General features: G+C 53.5%; 1 protein-coding gene. It reads right to left on the bottom strand.

The features are described 5' to 3' along the window. Window positions 1–282: WD40 repeat domain-containing protein (locus QUA70_RS28625; RefSeq protein ID WP_445301494.1), on the bottom strand; the 282-nt coding region annotated here is incomplete at both ends.

Here is a 282-nt window from a genome sequence, read left to right as displayed (position 1 = left end):
TGCCCGGTGAGGGTAGCGATGGGTTTTTGGCTTTGCAGGTGCCACAGTTTGATGGTGTTGTCACTGCTTGCAGAAGCCAAAGTCAAGCCATCTGGACTAAAGGCGACGCTCAAGACAGAATTGCTGTGCCCGGTGAGGGTAGCGATGGGTTTTTGGCTTTGCAGATGCCACAGTTTGATGGTGTTGTCACTGCTTGCAGAAGCCAAAGTCAAGCCATCTGGACTAAAGGCGACGCTCCACACAGAATCGCTGTGCCCGGTGAGGGTAGCGATGGGTTTTTGG

The sequence above is a fragment of the Microcoleus sp. LAD1_D5 genome (assembly GCF_036702115.1).
Taxonomy (GTDB): Bacteria; Cyanobacteriota; Cyanobacteriia; order Cyanobacteriales; family Microcoleaceae; genus Microcoleus.
This window is presented reverse-complemented; position numbering and strand designations above follow the sequence as displayed.